Origin of the sequence: Arthrobacter sp. WCS2018Hpa-7, assembly GCF_031843805.1 — a bacterium.
Lineage (GTDB): Bacteria > Actinomycetota > Actinomycetes > Actinomycetales > Micrococcaceae > Arthrobacter.
Genome location: NZ_JAVTJB010000015.1, coordinates 96,580 through 114,641 on the forward strand (window position 1 = coordinate 96,580; position 18,062 = coordinate 114,641).

Here is an 18,062-nt window from a genome sequence, read left to right on the forward strand (position 1 = left end):
TCGGGTGGTGGACGATATTCTTTCCAGATCGGGGCGACAACGCAAGCAACGTGGAAGCTATATGAGGTCCTCGGCGTAACTCCTATGGTCTATTCATTTCAAAAAGTCGACTGAACTGATCGATTTCCTTCCGCCGAGTACCGGTTGGAGTGGTGAGCTGACTGCCCCAGTCCCTGGAGGGGACTCCTATTGGCTTCAACGCCACTAAGGATGTGGAATGCGTCGGGAACTCTGACCGACCCGGCTGGTGGGGTGACCACCCGGACGTATACGGCCACGGACCAGGTTGATTCGGTGACGGACCCGCTCGGCCGTGTCACCACGGCCACGTATGACCCGGCCGGGCGGCAGCTCTCGCAGACGGACCCGGACGGGCACACCACCACCTGGGCCTACGACGCCGCGGGCCGGGAAGCGTCCACCTCGGTGGACGGTGCCCTGATCGCCGCCATCACCCGTGACCTTGCCGGCCGGCGGGCGGTCATCACCGACCATACCGGCGGGGCGGGGTATGCGGTGGAGCACGAGTTGTGCTTTGACCGGCGCGGACTCCTCACCCGAAGGTCCAACGGCAACGGGACCGGGACCGGGAGGCAGGCGTTGGGGTGGGAGTATGACGGTGACGGGAACCGGACCGCGTTCACTGACCCCACCGGCACCACCACCCGCTATACCCGCGACGCCGCGGGCCGGGTCGTGAAGGTCTCCAACCCGTTGCTCGGGGACGCGGCCTTCACCCACGACCCCTCCGGGCGGATCACCACCGCCACCGCGGGGGACCTGGTGCAGGAATGGGTGTACCGGGGAGGGAACCTCAGCGAGCACACCCGCACCACCACCGCCGACAACGGCACCAACCCTCCGGGCACTGCTGATGTGACGTTGATCGGTCGTGAGGACGGCGGCCGGATTACCGGCCTGTCCCGGAACGGGGCAGTGACCCGGTACGGGTACGACACTGCCGGGCAAATGGTTTCGGCCACCACCACCGACAGCCACAACGCGTCGGCTGCGGCTTCGGTGATGGGGTGGGAGTACGACGCCGGCGGGCGGCTGCTCCGCGAAACCACCCCCACCGGGACGCGAACCTACAGCTACGACGCCGCGGGCCAGCTCCTCGCGCTCACGGACCCTGACGGTGCCCGGACTGAGTACGTGTATGACGGGTTGGGTCGGCGGGTGCGGGTGATCGGGGCGGACGGGTCCTGGACCGAATACGCCTGGGGCCCTACCGGCTACCTCACCGGCACCATCGAAAAGGACCCGGACGGGGCCGAACGAAACCGGCACCGGCTCCACGTCGACGCGCTCGGTGAACTCGCCACCGTGGACGGGACACGGTTGTGGTGGGACACCGCAGCACCCGTGCCGACCCTCGCCGGTGTCAACACCACCCAGGTGGTGTCCTTGCCCGGCGGGGTCACCGGCATCGGCGAGGCGTGGACCGCGCCGGGGTGGCGTGCCGCCCGACCGACTGACCAGCACGATCCCTGGGCCGTCCTCGGCACCCCCACCACCCCCAACCCGGGCAGCCCCACACCAACCAGTACAGGAGTTGGTTCCGCTGCTGGGTTCGGTGGTGTGTTGCCTGCCGGTATCGGCCTGACCGCTGGTGGCGGGATCGACATCGCCGGGCTCGAATGGCTCGGCAAACGCGCTTACGACCCGGCTACCCGGGGATTCCTCTCTACCGATCCTCTCGCCCCGGTCCTGGGAGCGGGCTGGGACGGGAACCCCTACTCCTACGCCGGGAACAACCCACTCAACACCACCGACCCCACTGGCCTGCGACCCCTCACCGACGACGACCTGAAAGCCTACGACGGCTCCTCCCGCGGCGCCCTCGCCGCCACCGGAGACTGGCTCGGAGACAACTGGGAGTATTTGGCTGGTGGTGCGATGGTGATCGCTGGTGGTGTGTTGATGGCTACCGGTGTTGGTGGGCCGGTTGGTTTGGCCTTGATCGGTGCGGGTGCTGACACGATCATCCAGAAAGCAACCACCGGTTCGGTCAATTGGGGGCAGGTGGCTTTGACGGGTGCCGTTGGCGTGGTTGCAGGGCCGTTGGCTGGGAAGGTCAGCAGCGTTGTGACGGCAGGGCTCGGTCGGGCTGGTACGGCGGTGAGTACGCAGTTGCTTCCTGCGATGGGCCGTGCGGGCTCCGTGGTTGCGTCGGGTGCGGCCAGGGCAGGATCTGCTGTGTCGGCTGTGGGTTCGCGTGTTGGGACTGCGGTCACTGCGGGAGTGTCCCGTGTCAGTGCCGGTGCGGGGAGTTACTTGTCGCAGTTGTCGGCCCAGCAGATGGGCCGGGCGGCACTGACGAATGGGATATCGGGGGGACTAGGCAACACAGGCATGTACCTTGTACAGCGATCACCGAACGAGTGGAAACCCGAGGGCGTCCTTGGAGCTGCAGGTGGCGGTATCGTCAGTGGAGCCATTGGCTCCCAAGCGGGCTATTTAGCCCAACCGCTGACAGGTCGGTTCTCGTCATTCGTTCAATACGGTGTCGGCGCGGGAGGATCACTCGCTGGCGGCTCCGTTGATCATGCGATTCGTGGTGAGGGCTACGGAGCCGCGGAGATGGTCTATGACGGACTGGGAGGGGGGGTGCTTACACGCTTCCCAGGGGCCGCGGAACTGAGTCCCAATCCAGGCTGGATGACTCACAGCATGGCAGCCTACGGCGGAGCGCATGCCGGGGCTATCGTTGAAAGCGTGAAATTTGTGGGCAATGAAGTTGTAAAGCAAGGAACAGGGGCGCCACTGTGGTAGATGATGAGAATGGTGCAAAGGGGAATTCGGGGGCAAAGGATGATTTCACGGATGAAGATCTGCGATTGGGAAGGAAAGCCTGTAGATATATAGACATACTTTGCGTGATTGTCGCATTGCTTTGTGTAGGTATTGCAGTGTTTGTTTTCACTCACGTCCCTTGGGATACGCGAATGCCCTACGACGGAAGGTTTGATCGCTCTGGCAATGGGATTCCAATGCAGATGGCCATGCTCATTGTGTTTCTTGTGCTCTTCCTCTTTTGGCGGTCCGGTAGAAAGCCTGATGCGCACCGGATGCGAAAGGGATCTCGCGTCGGGACCTACATTCTAGGAACAGCCATGATCATGGCATGTCTTGCTGGCCAGTGGGTTATGGGTCAGTCCATCCTTACTGCAGGCGGTTACTTCGGAACTTAGAATTTCTTTCCGTTCTGTGGTGGCGTGAATTTTCCGGTCTTGGGTGGAGGCGACATCTCGTTGAGGTCGCTTTCCGGGTTTGGCATGGGGCGCGCTGCTGAGTCTGCCTCTATTGCTACGCCGGGAACAATCCCCTCAGCACTCCTGACCCGACCGGGTTGCGGGCCCCTGAACGACGCGGACCTGAAAGCAACGACGGCTCATCCCGCGGCGGCCTCGCCGCAGCAGGATGAGTGCTGAAGTATTGAAGGAGCGAGGGGTTTGAGCACAAATGCCGTTGTTGACGAGTCGTGGAAGTGAACTAAATTAGTGTCGAAGAAAAAGGCGTATGTGCCAACGAAACGGGTAGCCCCCGAATGGTACTACTGGTTGGGGGTTCTATTTCCAGGTGTTCTGGTTCTAATTACATGTATTAGAAGAGCGCCGGAGTTTGGGCTTTCCGTCTGGGTGGCAAACATTGTGGTTTCTGCGGTCGCCGTATTATGTGTGGGCGGGTTGACTTACTTGAAATCAAATTTTGTTTCCGCGGTTGCTTTTGGGGTTGTAATCATAGGAGGAAGCTTGGCTGTCGCCGGACTCTCCCATGTTGTGCCGGTCATCGTAGTCGCTTACGGTTCGTTATGGGCGGGTGCAGCAGCCGGTCTATTGATTGGCCTGACACTGACTGCCGGCGAACGTCGTTAGCATTGAGTTGGTGACTGTGATTTGTGTTGAATGCCCCAAGTTGCTTGAGCTGCCGTAAAGTGCAGCGTTCGCGGGGAGGTCTAATGGAAGAAAGTATTCGATTCTGGGTGCGTGAGGTTTCGACTTCTGATCAGTGCTTTTTTAGTTTTGCTCATGCATATTATCTTCTACGGATGAGATTATTGCGGCGCAGAACGATTGCGTTTGGAAGATAGTTGTTTGTTGGTTTCTATAGATGGTTTCTGGGAAGGACATGAAGACAGATGGATATGAAGACTGTTGAACCTGCAGGCGGAGGCGTTGCGGAGGTTACGGGTTCGGACGAGCTGGCTGGTCCTCTATATGGAGCATCGTTTGGTAAGTCGGTGAAGCGGTTCTTTGCCAAGTATGCGAAGTTCGCTGGTCGCGCCTCGCGGAGTGAGTTCTGGTGGAGTCAGCTTTTCGTTTTCCTGGTCATGGTGGTCCCATACCTCGTGATGACGATCGGGTTCGTGGCCAGTACTGCCTGGGCTCAGCAGAACCCTAATGTGCAGTCCATGGGTTTCGATCCGGCCACCGGGAAAGAAGTGTTCTATGAGGCCGCTCCTGGTATTGTGAACGCCCCGACTGGAAGTCTCATGGTGGTAGGTTTCATTCTCGTCGTTGTTCTGGGGCTGGCCATTGTGGTGCCGCAGCTGTCGTTGCTTTGGCGGCGTTTGCATGATGCAAATCTTGCGGGTCCGCTTGCGTTCGTTGGGCTTGTTCCGATGGTCGGTGGACTGGCTGTTTTGATTTTGGCGCTTATGCCGTCCAAGACGGAAGGTCGGCGCTTCGACCCCCGGTGACGGGCGGGGCATCAGAGGGGGGCTGGTGGAAGTCGGGGCGCTCCTTGCGGGCCTGGTGGCGGATGCCCAGCGGGCGGCTAAAGAGGGTCTGCACGCGCTGGATGGGACTGAGCGTGTGCGGGGCCATGTACTGGGCTGCGGGAAGTCGACTTTGGAGGGCAGCTAGTGGACAACCATCGTCAACGGCGACCGAATAGTGCTAGCGCGCTTCGTGAGTTTTGGCTGAGGATGCTAATCCCAGCGGTCCTGCTAACGGTTTTGGTTGCGGTGTTAATCGGATACCGGCCCCACCAAGAGATGGCATCGTCCTTTCTGGTTGTGGGGCTGGGCTTGCTGGCGAGTGCCGCTGTGGGCGTCCTGAGCGGCGTCAAAGGTCCATCGTGGGCCATATATGTACTGATTGTGCTGGAAGTGGGGCTACTCCTCTTGTTGCCCGCCCCGTGGCAGGGCCTCGCTCTGGTAAGCGTCCCTGTGTCGGCCATCGGATTCATGATGGGTAGGGAGATCGCTTTCCTCCGCATCAACAGGACGCAAGGGGTTCCGCCGACCACCTGAGATGTGGCGCGTGAGCTGATCGCTGACTATCGGGACGTCTCCACCGTGCAGGTCGTCACTCGGGTACCGCATGAGGACCTGGAAGTCTCGGTGCTTCGATACAGACATAAGAAAAGGCCCCGTCTCCCTCATAAACAAAGGGAAGCAGGGCCTTTCTCATTGGCGGTGACGGTGGGATTTGAACCCACGTTGGCTTTTACACCAAACAACATTTCGAGTGTTGCACCTTCGGCCGCTCGGACACGTCACCAACTGAAATAGGCTACCCGAGATTGGCCCCGTTCCCCAAAACGAGCCCCTCTGGTCCCTCCCCAAAAAGCAGGTGGCGCACCCTTCAACCCACGCCAACTTCCGTCCGCAGCCCCGCACCGATAGATTCGTAAGCATCATGACGATTTCGCAGGAACACGAACGGAAACAAGGGCACGAAGCCCACGCCTATTGGGTCACTGAGACGGGCGATGGTGAGCTGCGCCAGGAAGCCCTGCCGGCAAGGCAGGAAGGCGAAGCCCTCGTCAGGACCCTGTACTCAGGCGTCAGCCGGGGCACTGAGCGCGTGGTCCACGAAGGCCGCGTACCGGAGCGGGTGGCTGACCTGATGCAGGCCCCGCACCAGGAGGGCGACTTCCCGGGCCCGGTGAAGTACGGCTACCTGAACGTCGGCATTGTGGAACAAGGACCGGAGGAATGGGTAGGAAAAACTGTCTTCAGCCTGCACCCCCATCAGGACTTTTACGTGATCCCCACCAGCCAGCTCACCGCAATCCCCGAGGACGTCCCTGCCCGCCGCGCGGTGCTCACTGGAATCGTTGAGGTCGCCATCAATGCCCTCTGGGAAGCCGGACCGAGGCTGGGTGACCGTGTCGCCGTCGTCGGGGGTGGTTTGGTGGGTGGCGTCCTGGCGACGCTCCTGCGGAAGTATCCGCTGGGTCGCCTGCAGTTGGTTGACGCGGATCCGGAGAAGCGAAAGCTGGCGGACACCATCAACATCGAATTCGCCGAACCAGAGGAAGCCAAGGATGACAACGACATCGTCTTCCACTGCTCCGCCTCCAACGACGGCCTCAAGTTGAGTCTGCAACTGGCCGGCGATGACTCCGACGTCATCGAGCTTTCCTGGTTCGCCGATAAGGAAGTTACCCTGCCGCTCGGCGAGGATTTCCATGCCCGCCGCCTGAACATCCGTTCCAGCCAAGTGGGCGCAGTGGCCCTCCCGCGACGGCACCGACGCACCAACGCCCAACGACTCGAGCAAGCGGCAAGAGAACTGAAAGACCCGCTGTTCGACGCGTTCCTGACCAGCGAATGCCAGTTCCGGAACCTGCCCACCACACTCGTTAAATTGTTCGAACGGCCCGGCGGTTTCTGCCACGTGGTCGCCTATCCCACCCCGGAGGATTAGTACATGTTCAGCCTGACCGTCCGACGCCACTTCATGATCGCCCACAGCCTTCCCCGCGAAGCGTTCGGCCCGGCCCAGGGCCTTCATGGTGCAACGTTTGTGGCCGAAGTCAGTTTCCGCCGCCCGGATCTCAATGACGACGCAATCGTTCTGGACATTGGCGCAGCGGGCGGCATCCTTGAGGAAATCCTGAAGGACCTGAACTACAAGAACCTCGATGAGCACCCGGCGTTCAAGGGCAAGCTCTCCACCACGGAGGCCCTGGCCAAGCACATCGCCGACGCCATGGCCACCCGGATCCGGGACACCACCGACGGACCGGCCCTCAGCGGCATCGACGTCGTCCTCCGCGAAAACCCTGACGCCTGGGCCGGCTATTCGCTGGAGCTCCCGGTCAAGTAGGTGCGCATCCGCTTCCTTGTCCCGGGGAACGTCAGGCACGGCTCCGGCGGCAACAAGTACAACGCCAAGCTCGCCGAGCATCTGACCGTTCTGGGCGCGGAAATCGAGACTGTAAGGGTCGACGGCGACTGGCCGGTTGGGGGCCCGGCGGACAGGCAGCGGTTGGCTGGCATGCTCGACGGCGGCACAACGGTGATTGCCGACGGCTTGGTGGCGAGCGGGGCGCCGGAAATGATCGCCGGCGCTGTGGGTAAAGGAACCAGGGTGTGGATCCTGTCCCACATGGCGTTGGCGGACCACCCTGAGATTGAAGCCAAATCGCTGGCCGCCGCAACCGGAATCATCTGCCCCAGTTCGCACTCCGCGGCTGAGCTCGAGACGAGGCACGGCCCGCAGAACATTATCATCGCCTTGCCGGGGGCCGACAAAGCAAACCCCGCGCAAGGATCGCAGCCACCGCGCATCGTAGCCGTGGCCGCACTGCTGCCGAACAAGAGTCAGACACTCCTGGTCGAAGCCCTCGCCAACCTGCAAGACCTCGAGTGGGAGGCCGCCCTCATCGGCTCGGAGCACGCTGACCCGGCGTACGCCGCAGAGGTGCGGGCCGCCGTCGAGCATTACAGGCTTGAGGACCGCATCAGCATTACGGGCGAGTTGAGCGGCAACGCCCTCGAAGACCAGTGGCACCAAGCTGACCTCAGCGTCCTTCTTTCCCGATCAGAGTCCTTTGGCATGGTGGTCACGGAATCGCTGGCCCATGGCGTTCCTGTGATTGTGCGGCAGGGGACCGGCGCTGTCGAAGCGATGGGTGACACAGGAGCAGGTGCTGCGCTGGACGTTGCCACCGGAGACGAACCAGCCAAAACTCTCCGTCATTGGCTTACCGATCCCGGCCTGCAAGAGGGCTGGCGCAGCAATGCACTCCACACCCGCGAGCACCTCCCCGGCTGGGACACCACGGCCGTTACGGTACTGAGGGCCCTCCAAAGTCCGCCGAACTAGGGCATCCGATGCGAGGCGAAGAACTCCCTGAGAAGCGCCGCGCATTCCTCTTCACGGACGCCCGCGTAGACCTCCACCCAGTGGTTGAGCCTGCGTTCGCGGAGGATATCGAACACAGATCCCGCGGCTCCCGCCTTCTCGTCCCACGCGCCAAAAACCACACGGGGCATACGCGCCAGGACAATGGCACCGGCACACATGGGGCACGGCTCAAGGGTCACCACCAGGGTGCAGTCCTCAAGCCGCCAACCGTCACCCGAGCCACCCGCAGCCTGAGCGCGCTCCCGCAGAGAAGCAGCCGCCTGCCGGATGGCCACCACCTCCGCATGGGCGGTCGGGTCCCCCTGCGCCTCACGTTCGTTGCGTCCGGAACCCAGCACACCGCCGTCGGGCCCCAAGACGACAGCGCCAATAGGTACGTCGTCCGTTTTCAGCGCCAACCGGGCCTCGTCCAGGGCAAGGCCCATCCAGGCCAGGTGGTCTGCGTGATACGGCTCGGTGGCGCTCATGTCTCAATGATAGTTTTGGGGGATGCGCACACTCGTCGTGGACCACCCGCTGGTCGCTCACAAGCTCACCGTTCTGCGGGATAAGAACACCCCTTCACCGGTCTTCCGGCAACTCACTGAAGAACTCGTCACCCTCCTGGCTTATGAAGCCACCCGTGAGGTCAAGACGCAGCCAGTGGAGATCGCGACCCCTGTCACCAAGACCATCGGCACGGCTTTCACCAAACCCACGCCGCTGGTGGTCCCCATCCTGCGTGCAGGCCTCGGCATGCTCGAGGGCATGACCAAGCTGGTCCCCACCGCTGAGGTTGGCTTCCTGGGCATGGCCCGCGACGAAGAAACCCTGGACATCATCACGTACGCCGAGCGCCTCCCCGAGGACCTCACCGGCCGTCAGATCTTTGTCCTGGATCCCATGCTTGCTACCGGCGGCACCCTGCGCGAGGCCATCAAGTTCCTCTTCAAGCGCGGCGCCTCTGACGTCACGTGCATCTGCCTGTTGGCTGCCCCTGAGGGCTTGGCGAAGCTGGAAGAGGAACTCGCGGACGCCAATGTGAAGATCGTCCTCGCATCGATTGACGAGAAGCTCAACGAGAAGTCGTACATTGTGCCAGGCTTGGGTGACGCTGGCGACCGCCTCTACGGCGTGGCCGGCTAATCTTCACACGGAACGATTGACCCCTACCGGTTTCCAAACCAGACCGTTAGCCTGTGGCGCATGGACTGGAAACTTGAACTGGTATTTGTCCCTGTCTCCGACGTCGATCGTGCGAAGGACTTCTACGTCAACAAGGTTGGTTTCAACGCCGATTTCGATGAGCGTCCCATGGACGGCATACGCTTCGTGCAACTGACTCCTCCGGGTTCGGCGTGTTCCATCGCCATCGGGGAGGGGCTCAGCGATGCCCCTCCCGGTACAGCTCCCAGCCTCCAAGTGGTGGTGGCGGACATCAACAAAGCGCACGAGCAACTCAAGGCCAATGGTGTGGACGTGAGCGACATCGACATCCAGGACTGGGGCCACTTCGTCTACTTCGCTGACCCTGACGGCAACAAATGGGCGGTGCAGTACCTCCCGCAGCGGCCCAACGGCTAAGTCACACTTCAGCACCACCCCATGAGCGTGCGGCAGGATGGAACCATGAGCCATCCTGCCGCACCCGTGCTGACTGTCCGCGCCGTCCTCTTCGACATGGACGGAACACTGGTGGACTCGACGGCGGTGGTCGAGCAGGTGTGGCTTGAGTTCGCCGAGCGTTACGGACTGGATTTCAACGAAATCCTGCGCACGTCCCACGGCGTCCAAGCCGGCGACACCGTGCGCCGCTACGCTCCCGCGGGAGCCGACTTCGCAGCCTTGACGGCCGAACTTGGCGAGATGGAGCGTGCCCGGACAGAAGGTGTGATCGCGCTCCCCGGTGCCGAAGCATTGCTGGCAGGCCTTCCTGATGATGCCATCGCCTTGGTCACCTCAGCAGACCGCATCCTTGCCGATATCCGCATGCAGGCGGCCGGGCTCACCATGCCGTCCACCGCTGTCACCGCGGAGTCCGTCACCCGCGGCAAGCCGCATCCGGAGGGCTATCTCAAGGCGGCGGCGCTCCTGGGAGCCGACCCGGCCGACGTCGTGGTTTTCGAAGATGCGCCTGCCGGGATCGCTGCTGCGCGCGCCGCGGGGATGCGGACTGTTGTGGTGGGCAAGGCCGCTGCCAGGCACAATGCGGAGCTGGAGCCGGGCATGTGGCGGATTCCGGACTACTCGGCCGTGACGGTCACCGCTGTGAAGGACGACGACGGCGGGCACCTCCTCACGCTGACCCTCTAGTGCCGCCGGGTTAAAGACTGTTCCACGCGATAAACCGGGCGTAGGCTGTGCCCATGTCTGCGATGCCGGAGGCGTACGGTGCTGCACTGGAGCGGGCCATGGCCCACGCCGGTGACTGGCTTGCGTCGGTCCCAACACGTTCAGTCCGTCCGTCCTCCGATGCCGATCAGGTAGCCAAGAGCATCCTGCCGCGCCTGCCTGACGGGGCCACCGATTCAGCCGAGGTAGTTGATGAGTTGGCAGCGCTGGCTGAGCCGGGCTTGATGGCAATCCAGTCCGGACGGTTCTTTGGGTGGGTCATGGGCGGAACCCTGCCCGCAGCCATGGCCGCAGATTGGCTTGTTTCGGCGTGGGACCAAAACGCGGGGCTTCGATTCGCCACACCGGCGGCGGCCGCCATCGAGGAGTCTGCCGCCGCGTGGCTGCTGGACCTTCTCCACCTTCCGGCAAGTGCCGACGTCGGATTCACCACAGGCGCCACCACCGCTAATTTCGTGGGGCTGGCGGCAGGGCGGCAGTATCTGATGGACGAGGCGGGCTGGGACTTGGAGGCCCTGGGGCTGACCGGCGCCCCTCGCATCACTACCTTTGCAGGCAGGGAGCGCCACGCTGCAGTGGATCTGGCGTTGCGGTATCTCGGCTTGGGGGCGTGCGTCCCCGTAGACGCCGACGAGGAAGGACGCATTCTCCCCGACGCGCTTGCCGAGGCCATGGACCAGCAACCCGGACCGTCGCTGGTCTGCCTGCAGGCGGGTAATCTGCATTCCGGCGCCTTTGATCCCATGGAGGAAGCCATTGCGGTGGCCCATGATCGTGAAGCCTGGGTGCACGTGGATGGTGCCTTCGGTTTGTGGGCGGCCGTCAGCCCGACGCTGCGGGCCCGCCTGGCCGGAGTGGAAGAAGCAGATTCCTGGGCCACGGACGCCCATAAGACCTTGAACGTCCCCTATGACTGTGGTTTGGCAATCGTCGCCCGCCCGGAAGCTTTGAGGCGTGCTTTCAGTGTCCACACGAGTTACCTCATTGCCACGGATGCCGGACCGGGGGATCCTTTCGAAAAGGTCCCGGAAATGTCCCGCCGTGCCCGGGGCATCCCTGTGTGGGCAGCCCTGAGGCAACTGGGCCGCAACGGGGTGATCTCCATGGTGGAGCGGCTCGCTGCAAATGCCCGTGCCTTGGCCGAAGGACTCGCCGCGATCCCGGGAGTCGAGGTGCTCAACGACGTCGTGTTCACGCAGGTCTCGGTGAGCTTTGGCAGTGATGACCGGACGCACAGGGTGACGCAACGGTTGATGGCCGAGGGCGCGGTGTGGATGTCCGGGTCCTCGTGGCGTGGCCGCGAAATCCTCAGGATTTCGGTGAGTAACTGGACCACGGACGCAGGGGATGTTGCTGCGTCCATCGCCGCGGTTCGCGGCGCGGTGCAGGCTGAACCGGAGTCCTAGCCCACCACGTGGGCCGCGTGGAGGACGACGAACACCACGGCAGCGGATGCCGCGGCCCAGCCAACTAAACGTCCCACCAGCCCTGTCACCGCGGACGCCGCCGTGGGTGGAGGCATGCGGCCGATGTCCCGGCGGAGCTCCGTGAAAGGAACCCGCCCCCTGCCCAGTTCGCGTCCCAGGCGCGCTACGCCGCGCAGGTCGGCAAGCGCGGTGCGTACGACGTCGACACTTGAGGTGGGATCGTCGGTCCAGTCAACGGGGACTTCGTGAACGCGCAAACCACAGCGTTCGGCGATCACCAGGAGTTCGGTGTCGAAGAACCAGCCGTCGTCCGTCGTGTGTGGAAGGATGCGGTGCGCGACGTCGGCGCGGACGGCCTTGAACCCGCACTGGGCGTCGGAAAAGCGTGCCCCAAGAACCACGTGCAGCAGGAAGTTGTAGCTGCGGGAGATGAATCCGCGCTGGGGACTGCGGGTCGCCTGCGAACTCCGTGCCAGCCGCGTGCCGACGGCGAGATCCGAATGGCCCGAGAGCAACGGTGCCAGAAGGGGAGCAAGGGCCGACAAGTCCGTGGAAAGGTCTGCTTCCATATAGGCGAGCACAGGTGATGGCGAGAACTGCCAGACATGGCGGAGTGCGTTCCCGCGACCCCTTTGCTGGAATCGAACCACTGTCAGTTCAGGCAGTTCGCGGGCCAAGCGCTCGGCGATCCTCAGGGTTTTGTCTGTGCTGCAGTTGTCCGCCACCGTGATCCGGAAGGAATGCGGAAATGAGTCTGTAAGGTGTCCGTGCAGCCTGCGCAGGTTCTGTTCCAGGCGGTCTTCCTCATTGAACACGGGAAGGGTGACGTCCAGGACCGGGACGGCAGCGCGGGTGTCAATGGGGGAGCATCGGGTTTGTGGCCCAGCTTGGGCAAGGCCCTGCTGTGTGGTGCTTAACGCCGCGCCACCGAAGCGCGCCGAGGGGAACCGTCGTGGTGGAGCGCTGGTAGATGGGTCTGTGAGCGTCATGTTTCCAGAATGGGCCCGCCGATTAAGAGGGCTTTAGGTGGAAGCTGTGACCCCACTGTGAACCATGGACGGCACCTGTGAAACGCGAAAACCGCGCCGTTTCCCGCCATCCGCTCCAGTGGGTACTGGTGCGAACGGCGGGAACCGGCGCGGTGATCAAGCAGTCTGGCTTAGTACCAGTTGTTTGCCAGGTGGAAGCCCAGGGCGGCCGACGGGGATCCGTAGCGTTCCTTGATGTAGTTCAGGCCCCACTTGATCTGGGTCTGGTAGTTGGTCTGCCAGTCAGCACCCGCGGTTGCCATTTTGGTAGCCGGCAGCGACTGGACAATGCCGTAAGCACCGCTGGAAGCGTTGGTGGCGGTGGTCTTCCAGTTGGATTCCTTCTCCCACAGGGTGTTCAGCGCAGTCATTTCGCTGGCGCTCCAGCCGTAGTTGCCAAGGATGCTGGCAGCGTAGGCCTTGGCGGCGGCGGGGTCGTCCACGGCCTTCGGGGCGGCGGCCGCAGCTGCGGCCTCGGCAGCGGCGGCGGCAGCAGCGGCGTCGGCGGCTTGCTTGGCTGCAGCGTCAGCGGCGGCCTTCTCAGCAGCGGCTTGGTCGGCTGCGGCCTTCTCGGCGGCTGCTTTTTCAGCAGCGGCTTGGTCCGCTGCGGCCTTCTCGGCTGCAGCCTTTTCGGCAGCGGCCTTGTCCACGGCAGCCCTGTCAGCGGCGCCCTTTGCGGCGGCTGCATCCAAGGAAGCGGAGATTTCAGCTGTCTTGTTGTTGCTGACCTGGGCATTCGCCTGGGTCTCTGCAACGCGGCTTACCTCGGGGAGGGTCAGGGCGGCGTTGGCAGCAGTACCGAGCGATGCAACGCCCAGCGCAGCGGCTACAACACCGGCAACAACCGACATGCGGTGGCCGGACTTACCCTGGCGGGCAGCGTTCTTGAGGACAGCCTGCGACTTGGTCAACGGTGCGTTGTGCTCATCGCGGTGACGCGCGGAAGGGCGCGTCTGATCATTGAATTCAGACATGTGTGATTACCTCTCAGCGCCTGCGGAGTTAGCTGTCGGGTTCGGATGAGGTCATCCGGCCGCGCATCACGCTGCGGCTTCACCCCAAGGGTCCGGCATAAATGCCTGGGCCCGGAGACTCTGGGTCCCCCGTCTCTGCCTCGGAGTAAGAACGGACTCCGGGAAGTGGCAGAGCTCGGCGCATCCCGGATGCGGGTCAGTTGGGGCGACCCACCCTTTCGACGGTACAGGAGGAATTCGCAGAAGTCACATTTAGGTAACAGAGATCACGACGCCGGTGAGTCGCCTTGCTGACTTCGTTACATCTGTTCGTTGGCGACAGCGGGGAGTCGAAGGGCGAATTCCGTGCGCCCCGGCCGTGAGGTCACTTCCACGGTGCCGCCGTGCGCTTCCACGATGGATTCAACGATCGACAGGCCCAGTCCGGAGGTGCCCTCAGACCCCGATCGCGCGGCATCGGCGCGGGCAAAGCGGGAGAAGATCCGGCCCTGGAAATCCTCTGGAATGCCGGGCCCGTTGTCCGTCACGGTCACCACAGCGCTGCCATCGGCAGAGAGCATGACGCCGGTGACCACCGTGGTGCCGGAGTCGGTATGTTTACGGGCATTGGAGAGAAGATTGGCAAGGACCTGGTGCAGCTGCGTAGCGTCACCCCGGACCGTGACGGGCTCATCAGGCAGTTGAAGTTGCCAGATGTGGTCCGGTGCCATGACTTTCTCATCGCTGACAGTTTCGATCACCAACTGGGTGAGGTCCACGTCCGTGACCTTGACCGGCTGGCCTTCATCCAGCCTGGCAAGGAGCAGCAGATCCTCCACCAGGGTGGTCATCCGTTCGGACTGGCTCTGGACGCGTGACAGCGACTTTCGGCCGTCATCGGTGAAGTTCTCGGTCATCCTCAGCAGCTCGGTGTAACCGCGGATGGCCGTCAGCGGCGTTCGGAGTTCGTGCGACGCGTCCGCGACGAACTGGCGCACTTTGGTCTCGCTTTCCTGGCGCGCTTCCAGGGCATTGGAGACGTTGTTCAGCATCTGGTTGAGGGCATGGCCAACGCTGCCGACTTCCGTTCCGGGATGGGCGGCCGACGGCGGTACGCGCACAGCAAGTGCCACCTCACCGGCGTCGAGGGGAAGGCGCGAAACTTTGGTGGCTACCTCGGAGAGCTGCTCCAACGGCCGCATGGTCCGCCGGATGATCACTGTTCCCGCGAGGCCGATGATGACCAGACCGCCCAGGGAAACCAGCACCATGGTCCACACCAGTGAGGCCTCGGCGCTTTGCTTGTCCGCGAGCGGCAGGCCCGTGACGATCACATCGCCATAGGCGGTCTCGACAGCCACCAGCCGGTAGTCCCCGTTGGAGAGGGATCGGTCCGCCGGATCACTGTTCTTGGGGAGGGCCAACAGCACTTGCTCGTCGTCCGTAGAGAGCGACACACGATTGCCCCTGGCATCGATCAGGCCCGAGCTGCTCACAGTTGAGCCGTCGATCCGGGCGTTCAGTGTCCCAGCGGCCTGCCCGCGAGCCTCCAGCGGGTCAGGCCTTCCGGATCCAGGAAAGTTCGACGGCGGCCTGCCGAAGTCATTCGCGCGGCTGGACGCCTGCTCCAGCTGCCTGTCGAGCTGCCTGTTGAACACCATGTCCATGGAGGCGTAGCTCACCACGCCCACTGCCCCGCAGATGGCGACCAGCAGGGCCATGGCCACCAGGACCAGCCGCGTGCGCAAGTGCCAGGTGGAGGGGTTGAGCCAGCTGCGACCGGACGTCCTGGCCACTCCTGAAAGTGTGCTCAACGCCTAGTCCGCGGGTTTGATGACGTAGCCGGCGCCACGGATGGTGTGGATCATCGGCGGATGGTTGGCCTCGATCTTCTTGCGCAGGTATGAGATGTAGAGCTCTACGATGTTGGCCTGTCCGCCGAAGTCGTAGTCCCACACCCGGTCCAGGATCTGGGCTTTGCTGACCACGCGTTTGGGGTTTTCCATGAGGTACCGCAGAAGTTCGAACTGGGTGGCGGTGAGGGGAATGTCCTCCCCGGCACGGGTGACTTCGCGGGTGTCAACATTCAGGGTGAGGTCGCCCACCACCAGCTCGGCAGTGTCCATGGCGGCCACGCCGGAACGCTGGACCAGGCGGTGGAGGCGCAGGAGGACTTCCTCCATGCTGAAGGGTTTGGTGACGTAGTCGTCGCCGCCGGCGGCCAGGCCAACGATGCGGTCCTGCACAGCGTCCTTGGCGGTGAGGAAAAGCGCGGGAACTTCGGGGGCGAACGCTCGGATGCGGTTGAGGACCTCCACGCCGTCGAATCCGGGCAGCATGACATCCAGAACAAGGACGTCGGGCCGGAAATCCTTGGCGAGCTTCACGGCCTCGGGGCCGTCGCCGGCAACTGCTACCGACCAGCCGGCCATTCGCAGGCCCATGCTCATGAGTTCGGCCAGGCTGGGTTCGTCATCCACCACCAAGGCGCGGATAGGTGAGCCGTCCGGGTGGGACAGTTGGGGGAGATTGTTGGTCATGGAATGCGAGGAGGCCATGGGACAACTCTCTGTTCTGCGGGTTAGCGACCGCTTTGCCTGTCCTGTGAGGATGCTGTGAAGTCAACACTAGCGAGGTGGGAGTCCGGAAGCCGTGAGCCTCGAGGAATCCCGTTTCTACGGCTTGTAGCAGAATTTCGGCGGAAAATTCCCGAACGGGCCCCCGGCGATTGGACAACAAGTGTTTCAGATCGTGAGATTCCGCAGCTGGGTACTTCCCGGGAATGCCGATGCACATCATGCCCGATTGGCCGAAGAAAATTCAGTGGATGGCGAATATTTCTTGTCTCAGTCGAATGAAATGGCGTTCATTTATCACCACGGCTGAATTGTGATTTACGGCACAATAGACCTCTCCGTCTCAAAATGTGGACGGTTCGGCGCTTTGTTACTTGCGTGTTGCCATTGTTACGTTGCACACTTCCAATGTGAACAAGAACTCAACAGCACCTGCAGCCGCAGCAACCTGGTCCAGCACACCCGCTGGCCATGATGACCGCTGTTGTCGAATGCAAGCCTAACTTTCCACCCCAAGAAGTTTCAGGCATTCGCCCCCTAGCCCAGCGTTGGGCGCCCATCCCCAAACTCATTGCGGGGACAACCAGCATTCGAAGCCGCGATGACGGCTATTCACTTTTGAGGTAAGCACTCCATGTCAGTTGCATCTGGATACGTCCACATCTCCGTCCGTAACGCCAACAAGGCCGCGTCGAACGCAGGGCTCCGGCCCGGCTTCGGCAACCGCCCCGGCTACGCCCCCGCCCAGCAAGGCACGGGCCAGCAGGCTCCCGGTTATGTTCCACAGGGTTACAACCCCAACTCCTATGGCCAGTTGCGCGCTGTACCTACCGCCGAGCCGGCACCCATGACTGCGCCCACTCCGGTGATTGCCCAGTCCGACAGGCTCCGCCCCGTTGCCAACGACAACGTGGCCCGTGGCTTTGTGCTCTACATGGGCATTGACGAAGAAACCGCAGCGGCAGCCGGCACCTCCATTGCCAAACTTGCCCAGGAAATCCGCGCCTATGCGCAGTCCCTCGTGACCGGCGCTGAGAGCTATGCTGCCGTGGCAGTCGCCCCAGCCGGCGCGCCCGGGTCCGCACTCGACGTCGTGCGTTCTACCTTCGGTGACCCCACCGTCGCCGCACGCCAGCGCACCGAAGCTGCCCGTCCGACGCCCCAGCAGGAATCCCGCCCCTCCGGCGTGCTGATCGATCTCGCCCGCCGCGAAGTGCACCTCGATGGCGAATCCCTGAACCTGACGTTCAAGGAATTCGAGCTCCTCAACTACCTCGTCGAGAACGGTACCCGCACCGTGGGTCGCGACGAACTCCTTGAGGGTCTGTGGCGCAACGCCGAAGAGGTGCCCAACGAGCGCACCATCGACGTCCACATCCGCCGCCTCCGCTCCAAGCTCGGCCGCCTCGCCAACACCGTCCGCACGGTCCGCGGCCAGGGCTACCGCTTCTACGAGCACCCCGAAGTTATTGTGTGGGCCGCTCCGGAATACTCGATCTAAGCAGTACTGCAGCCGAAAGGCGGCATCATCCCTCTGCGCCTGCGCTCGTTCCTCACGCAACAACGGCGCTGTCGGGATATGCCGTCTTTCGGCTTTTGCTTGCCCTGAAGAGGATTGGCCTCCGCGGCTGAAGGGTCCGTG

17 protein-coding genes, 1 tRNA gene and 1 riboswitch are annotated in these 18,062 nt (G+C 62.9%); of the genes, 12 read left to right on the forward strand and 6 right to left on the reverse strand.

Annotated elements, in window-relative coordinates:
* Positions 1 to 252: 252 nt before the first annotated feature.
* The 4 genes from RQH14_RS16030 (at position 253) to RQH14_RS16045 (ending at position 5,257) form a co-directional block, all read left to right on the forward strand.
* Positions 253 to 2,775: an RHS repeat-associated core domain-containing protein gene (locus RQH14_RS16030; RefSeq protein WP_311214163.1), complete on the forward strand. Its 2,523-nt coding sequence runs from the start codon at positions 253 to 255 to the stop codon at positions 2,773 to 2,775.
* Positions 2,776 to 3,503: 728 nt separating this feature from the next.
* Complete coding sequence (locus RQH14_RS16035; protein WP_311214164.1) at positions 3,504 to 3,878, forward strand: hypothetical protein; 375 nt, start codon at positions 3,504 to 3,506, stop codon at positions 3,876 to 3,878.
* Positions 3,879 to 4,141: 263 nt separating this feature from the next.
* Entirely contained in the window at positions 4,142 to 4,702 is a 561-nt protein-coding gene (locus RQH14_RS16040; protein ID WP_311214165.1) for a DUF805 domain-containing protein, read from the forward strand.
* Positions 4,703 to 4,999: 297 nt separating this feature from the next.
* On the forward strand, positions 5,000 to 5,257 hold the full coding sequence (locus RQH14_RS16045) for a hypothetical protein (RefSeq protein ID WP_231343308.1): 258 nt from the start codon (positions 5,000 to 5,002) through the stop codon (positions 5,255 to 5,257).
* A 160-nt stretch (positions 5,258 to 5,417) separates the two neighbouring features.
* On the opposite strand, the gene RQH14_RS16050 is transcribed toward RQH14_RS16045, so the two are convergent.
* Positions 5,418 to 5,507, reverse strand: a tRNA-Ser gene (locus RQH14_RS16050).
* Positions 5,508 to 5,645: 138 nt separating this feature from the next.
* Here RQH14_RS16050 and RQH14_RS16055 point away from each other — a divergent pair.
* From RQH14_RS16055 to RQH14_RS16065, 3 genes are read left to right on the forward strand one after another with little or no spacing between them, the layout of a single operon-like run.
* The gene (locus tag RQH14_RS16055) at positions 5,646 to 6,659 is read left to right on the forward strand and encodes a zinc-binding alcohol dehydrogenase (RefSeq protein ID WP_311214166.1); all 1,014 of its coding nucleotides are present in this window, start codon (positions 5,646 to 5,648) and stop codon (positions 6,657 to 6,659) included.
* Positions 6,660 to 6,662: 3 nt separating this feature from the next.
* Complete coding sequence (locus RQH14_RS16060; protein ID WP_311214167.1) at positions 6,663 to 7,061, forward strand: 6-carboxytetrahydropterin synthase; 399 nt, start codon at positions 6,663 to 6,665, stop codon at positions 7,059 to 7,061.
* Positions 7,062 to 8,063: a glycosyltransferase family 4 protein gene (locus RQH14_RS16065; RefSeq protein ID WP_311214168.1), complete on the forward strand. Its 1,002-nt coding sequence runs from the start codon at positions 7,062 to 7,064 to the stop codon at positions 8,061 to 8,063.
* Here RQH14_RS16065 and RQH14_RS16070 read toward each other — a convergent pair.
* Entirely contained in the window at positions 8,060 to 8,572 is a 513-nt protein-coding gene (locus RQH14_RS16070) for a nucleoside deaminase (protein ID WP_311214169.1), read from the reverse strand. The genes RQH14_RS16065 and RQH14_RS16070 overlap by 4 nt on opposite strands.
* A 22-nt stretch (positions 8,573 to 8,594) precedes the next feature.
* Here RQH14_RS16070 and upp point away from each other — a divergent pair, with 22 nt between their 5' ends.
* Genes upp through RQH14_RS16090 form a run of 4 tightly spaced genes read left to right on the forward strand, consistent with a single transcriptional unit; the run spans position 8,595 to position 11,842 of the window.
* Positions 8,595 to 9,230, forward strand: coding sequence for a uracil phosphoribosyltransferase (upp, locus tag RQH14_RS16075; protein WP_311214170.1), 636 nt, complete (start codon positions 8,595 to 8,597; stop codon positions 9,228 to 9,230).
* Positions 9,231 to 9,290: 60 nt separating this feature from the next.
* The gene (locus RQH14_RS16080; RefSeq protein WP_253466454.1) at positions 9,291 to 9,668 is read left to right on the forward strand and encodes a VOC family protein; all 378 of its coding nucleotides are present in this window, start codon (positions 9,291 to 9,293) and stop codon (positions 9,666 to 9,668) included.
* Positions 9,669 to 9,713: 45 nt separating this feature from the next.
* Entirely contained in the window at positions 9,714 to 10,397 is a 684-nt protein-coding gene (locus tag RQH14_RS16085) for an HAD-IA family hydrolase (RefSeq protein ID WP_311214171.1), read from the forward strand.
* Between the two features lie 53 nt (positions 10,398 to 10,450).
* On the forward strand, positions 10,451 to 11,842 hold the full coding sequence (locus RQH14_RS16090) for an aminotransferase class V-fold PLP-dependent enzyme (RefSeq protein WP_311214172.1): 1,392 nt from the start codon (positions 10,451 to 10,453) through the stop codon (positions 11,840 to 11,842).
* On the opposite strand, the gene RQH14_RS16095 is transcribed toward RQH14_RS16090, so the two are convergent.
* The 4 genes from RQH14_RS16095 to RQH14_RS16110 form a co-directional block, all read right to left on the reverse strand.
* Positions 11,839 to 12,852 (reverse strand): glycosyltransferase family 2 protein, encoded by a 1,014-nt coding sequence (locus RQH14_RS16095; protein ID WP_311214173.1) that lies wholly within the window; start codon positions 12,850 to 12,852, stop codon positions 11,839 to 11,841. The two genes, RQH14_RS16090 and RQH14_RS16095, sit on opposite strands and share 4 nt — an antisense overlap.
* A gap of 170 nt (positions 12,853 to 13,022) precedes the next feature.
* A complete protein-coding gene (locus tag RQH14_RS16100) occupies positions 13,023 to 13,865 on the reverse strand; it encodes a hypothetical protein (RefSeq protein WP_253466462.1) in 843 nt (280 codons plus the stop codon).
* Positions 13,866 to 13,868: 3 nt separating this feature from the next.
* A riboswitch (cyclic di-AMP (ydaO/yuaA leader) is annotated at positions 13,869 to 14,056 on the reverse strand.
* 108 nt (positions 14,057 to 14,164) lie between these two features.
* The gene (locus RQH14_RS16105; protein ID WP_311214174.1) at positions 14,165 to 15,658 is read right to left on the reverse strand and encodes a HAMP domain-containing sensor histidine kinase; all 1,494 of its coding nucleotides are present in this window, start codon (positions 15,656 to 15,658) and stop codon (positions 14,165 to 14,167) included.
* 3 nt (positions 15,659 to 15,661) lie between these two features.
* Positions 15,662 to 16,402: a response regulator transcription factor gene (locus tag RQH14_RS16110; protein WP_090825045.1), complete on the reverse strand. Its 741-nt coding sequence runs from the start codon at positions 16,400 to 16,402 to the stop codon at positions 15,662 to 15,664.
* A gap of 652 nt (positions 16,403 to 17,054) precedes the next feature.
* Here RQH14_RS16110 and RQH14_RS16115 point away from each other — a divergent pair.
* Positions 17,055 to 17,921, forward strand: coding sequence for a winged helix-turn-helix domain-containing protein (locus RQH14_RS16115; RefSeq protein ID WP_253466465.1), 867 nt, complete (start codon positions 17,055 to 17,057; stop codon positions 17,919 to 17,921).
* Positions 17,922 to 18,062 lie beyond the last annotated feature (141 nt).